3 protein-coding genes are annotated in these 4508 nt (G+C 32.3%); all 3 read left to right on the forward strand.

The features are described 5' to 3' along the window. Positions 1-797 precede the first annotated feature (797 nt). The 3 genes from FWJ34_RS18430 to corA all read left to right on the forward strand — a co-directional run bounded on the left by FWJ34_RS18430 (position 798) and on the right by corA (position 4224). Positions 798-1547 (forward strand): DUF3887 domain-containing protein, encoded by a 750-nt coding sequence (locus FWJ34_RS18430; protein ID WP_308256792.1) that lies wholly within the window; start codon positions 798-800, stop codon positions 1545-1547. Between the two features lie 23 nt (positions 1548-1570). Then, positions 1571-2860 (forward strand): phosphopyruvate hydratase, encoded by a 1290-nt coding sequence (eno, locus tag FWJ34_RS18435; RefSeq protein WP_308256793.1) that lies wholly within the window; start codon positions 1571-1573, stop codon positions 2858-2860. Positions 2861-3117: 257 nt separating this feature from the next. Then, complete coding sequence (gene corA, locus FWJ34_RS18440; protein ID WP_308256794.1) at positions 3118-4224, forward strand: magnesium/cobalt transporter CorA; 1107 nt, start codon at positions 3118-3120, stop codon at positions 4222-4224. Positions 4225-4508 lie beyond the last annotated feature (284 nt).

A 4508-nucleotide genomic window follows, 5' to 3' on the forward strand; every position in this document is an offset into this window, starting at 1 on the left:
GGTTTCTGACTTAACATCAGTGACGTGGTAAAGCACGGATTTTCACCAGTAATTAAAAGTCATTGGCTTTTGGTTTTAATCGATTTTAGCATATTTTCTACCGATTATCGCAAACAGTTAAAACCCTAAATGGGATTACTCCTAATCCCTCTATTCCATTAACTTAAAGTATTTGGAACTGCTTTTGTTTAACTTTTAAATCTCTAATTTAATTACCTCGTACTTAACCTACCTGCTTTCTCCTGTAGAGGTGATTTTCATTTATTTACTGAAAAATTGGACACTTGAAGAGGCTTTTCACCTTAGTTTAAGTAGTCAATGGCTTTTGAGATATTATGATTATTCTACTATAAATTTCTTTTTTTGACTATATTTTTAATGATATTGAGTTGTTAAAAAAAGTAACTATTCGATCTCTTTAGATTCAAACCAGCTTAGGACAAAATTTGGATAGTTTAAAATTAAATGTAATCTTGATTAAGAATTTGATTATGGCGATCGCCGTGAGAGTTTTATGAGGTACAATGAGTCAACAAAAGGTTTTTATTAACATTATAGCAATTTTCTCATAAGCGAGGTACGGGCAAGGGGATGGCCGCCCTTTGTTAGCAAGATTTATAGAGAGATCACCATAATGGAAAACGCTATACAAAATTATCAAGGTAAGAATCTCAAAATAAATTACTGCTAATTTCAGAAAAAAAGGATAATCAAAAGAAACAATGAAGACTAAAATTTATTATTGGTTATTAAATTATTTAGTTACCATTAACTAACCTATCTAGTAGTTTATTTTCATGAAAATTAGTCGATTCATAGTGGTGAGTTGTTTTTCTATCGTATTAGGGGGGTTGAGCTATCAAACTTCTAGTTATGCAGAAAAATCTCAAAATTTAACATTAATCTCTCAAACCAATAATCAAGACAATTCTAGCAATCTTGAAGCTAAAGGGAAAAAAATTATTGATTTATTTTTTACTCAAAAATTTCAATCTATCCCTTCATTATTCTCATCACAATTACGAGAAGAAATTTCTCAGGATATGATAAAGCAAATTTGGAATAATACCAATAAACAAAATGGTAATTTTAAAGGCATCAAGGATTTTAAACAAATTAATACACCTAATAGTGATTTAGCGGTTTTTAGTCTTAATTTTGACAAAGTAACTCAAGAGTGGATTATTATTTTTAACAAGAAAGGTGAAGTTATTGGAGTTGATATTCCTACTAACCAAAATATAGATGATATTTCTCGTAATTTTATTGATTCTTTAGTTAGTGGCAATTCTGCGGAAGCTAGATTTTACCTTCACCCATTTTTAAAAGAAAATATTACCCCTAAACAGTTACAAGCACGTTGGGATAATTTTGTGAAAGCTAACGGAGAATTTAAAGGAATTACAAGGACAACGGTTAGAAATGGCTCTAAGGGTGATGATACGGACGTAGTAATTATGGATTTAGAATTTAATCGGAATAAAGAAGAAATTTTCGTGATTTTTGACAGTTCTAAGAGTATCATTGGGGTAGATTTTATTCAATAATTCACTAGAAATAGGAGGTATTAATGTTAGAACAGCAATCAATGTTAATTGAAGAAATTACAGCTAGAGAAATTTTAGATTCTCGTGGAAGGCCTACTGTGGAAGCGGAAGTTCGTTTAGAAAGTGGTTCTGTTGGTTTGGCACAAGTGCCTAGTGGTGCTTCTACGGGTAGTTTTGAAGCTCATGAATTACGAGATGGCGATGCTCAAAGATATGGCGGTAATGGTGTTTTAAAAGCCGTTGAGAATATTCTTGATAAAATCGAACCTGCTTTACTTGATCTTAATGCTTTTGATCAAGTGGGTGTTGATGAGGCGATGATTAATCTTGATGGCTCTCCCAATAAAAAAAATTTAGGGGCTAACGCTATTTTAGCAGTCTCTTTAGCTAATGCCAAGGCCGTTGCTGGAGAGTTACAAATTCCTCTTTATCGTTATTTAGGTGGTCCTTTGGCTAATGTATTACCAGTGCCGATGATGAATGTTATTAATGGCGGTAGTCATGCTAATAATAACGTTGATTTTCAGGAATTTATGATTATGCCTGTGGGGGCAGAAACTTTTTCTGAAGGTTTACGTTGGGGTGCAGAAATTTTTGCTTCTTTGAGCAAGGTTTTAAAGGAAAAAAATCTACTGACTGGGGTAGGTGATGAGGGGGGATACGCTCCTAATTTAGGCTCTAACCAAGAGGCTTTAGATTTGTTAATTCAGTCGATCGAATTAGCAGGGTATAAACCGGGTGAGCAAGTTGCTTTAGCGATGGATGTTGCTGCTAGTGAGTTCTATAATAATGGTCAATATAATTATGATGGTTCGGATCATTCTCCGGTAGAATTTATTGATTATTTAGAAGGTTTAGTCAGTAAATATCCGATTATTTCTATTGAAGATGCTTTACATGAAGATGATTGGGATAACTGGAAATTACTTACAGAAAAACTTGGTTCTAAAATTCAGTTAGTGGGGGATGATTTATTTGTGACGAATATTACTCGTTTGCAAAAGGGTATTGATTTAGGCATCGCTAACGCTATTTTAATCAAACTCAATCAAATCGGTACTTTAACGGGAACGCTCCAAACTATTGAATTAGCTACTCGTAAAGGTTATCGTTCTGTGATCAGTCATCGTTCGGGAGAAACGGAAGATACTACTATAGCTGATTTAGCGGTAGCAACTAGGGCAGGACAAATTAAAACTGGTTCTTTGTGTCGTAGCGAGAGGGTTGCAAAGTATAACCGTTTATTACGCATTGAACATGAATTAGGAGATCGTGCTATTTATGCTCCAAAAGTGGGATTAGGTCCTCTTTAATTTAAGTAATAGGTACTTGAACAGAATAAATTGTATAGTCATTTCAAATAAGAATGAAACAATTTAAGAAAGCTATAGTTCCATTAAAATACTATTTGGTGGGCGTTGCCCACCCTACAAAATTTATTTAATTGCTGAAATTCTTATTTATCATAGTTTTGAGGTAAATTAAAATTAGAGAATGAAAATGAAAAAGCGTTTCAAGTGGAACTTGTATTTTTTGTTTATACTTCATAATAATTCTTAGGTTATATTTTATGTTGTCATCGAATTTACCCATAGAAGAAGAAGAAGACTATTTTGATTATTCTTATGATGAACCGGGTAGCGAACCTGGTAGTATTACGATCGATCCTTCGGCTTTACCTTCTAATATAACTTTGATTGAATATGACCAAAATAATGCTTATCGTCTAGTAAATGTTAAACCAGAAGATTGCTTTTCTTGCCTGACAAATAATTTAGTTTCTTGGGCCGATATTCAAGGATTAGGAACAGAGAATATTTTACGAGAAATTGGACAAGTTTTTCAATTACATCCTTTAATTTTAGAAGATGTTGTCAGCGTTCCTCAACGACCAAAAATAGAAGATTATTCAGAACAATTATTAATAATAATGCACTCCATTAAACCTAACCAAGATGAAATGGGTTTTACTTCTGAACAAATTAGTTTTATCTTAGGAAAAAATTATTTATTGACTTTCCAAGAAGATAATATCGATGATTTTCTAAAAGTAAGAGAACGCATAAAACTTAATCAAGGTAAAGTAAGACAATTAGGTGCAGATTATTTAGCTTATTTATTATTAGATACATTAATAGATAACTACTTTCCGGTATTAGAAGATTATGGAGAAAGAATCGAAGATTTAGAAGATCAAATAGTATTAGATCCTAGTAAAGAAACCTTGCAAGAAATCTATAATGTAAGAAGAGAATTATTGTCTTTAAGACGGTCAATTTGGCCTCTTCGTAATTTATTTAATGCCCTTACTAGAGAAGATAATAATTTAATTTCTTCAGAAGTTTATATTTATTTTCGAGATTGTTACTATCACACTATTCAAATATTAGATATTTTAGAAACTTATCGAGAATTAGCATCTAGTTTAATGGATGTTTTAATATCATCTATGAGTAATAAAATGAATGAAGTAATCACTTTATTAACTATCATTTCTAGTATTTTTATTCCCTTAACTTTTATCGCTGGACTTTATGGAATGAATTTTCAATATATGCCTGAATTAACATGGAAATGGGGATATTTTGCCTGTTTATTTTTAATGTTAGTTATTGCTGGGATAATGACTTTTTATTTTTGGCGTAGGGGATGGTTTAAGTTGTTTTTAAAAGAGTGAAATTATCAGGTTTATATATATAGCATTGACATACTCACCCGTTAAGCTGACGAACGGGGGATTCTGAACAGCCAATTACTTGGTTATTACTCCACTCAAACAAAGTTAACTGTAGAGGGTTGCTAGGCTCAACAACTAACGTCATTGATGTATCCGCGATTTCTCAAATCTGAAATTTTCAGACTTAGCCGTAACTTTCTGATGTTCTACCAGTAGCTTGGATGGACTAATTCCAAGAATTTCTAGTCCTTTTTTGCCAATATTAATTGATGCTTGATTGTCTG

The organism is Geminocystis sp. GBBB08 (genome assembly GCF_016743215.1).
Lineage (GTDB): Bacteria > Cyanobacteriota > Cyanobacteriia > Cyanobacteriales > Cyanobacteriaceae > Geminocystis.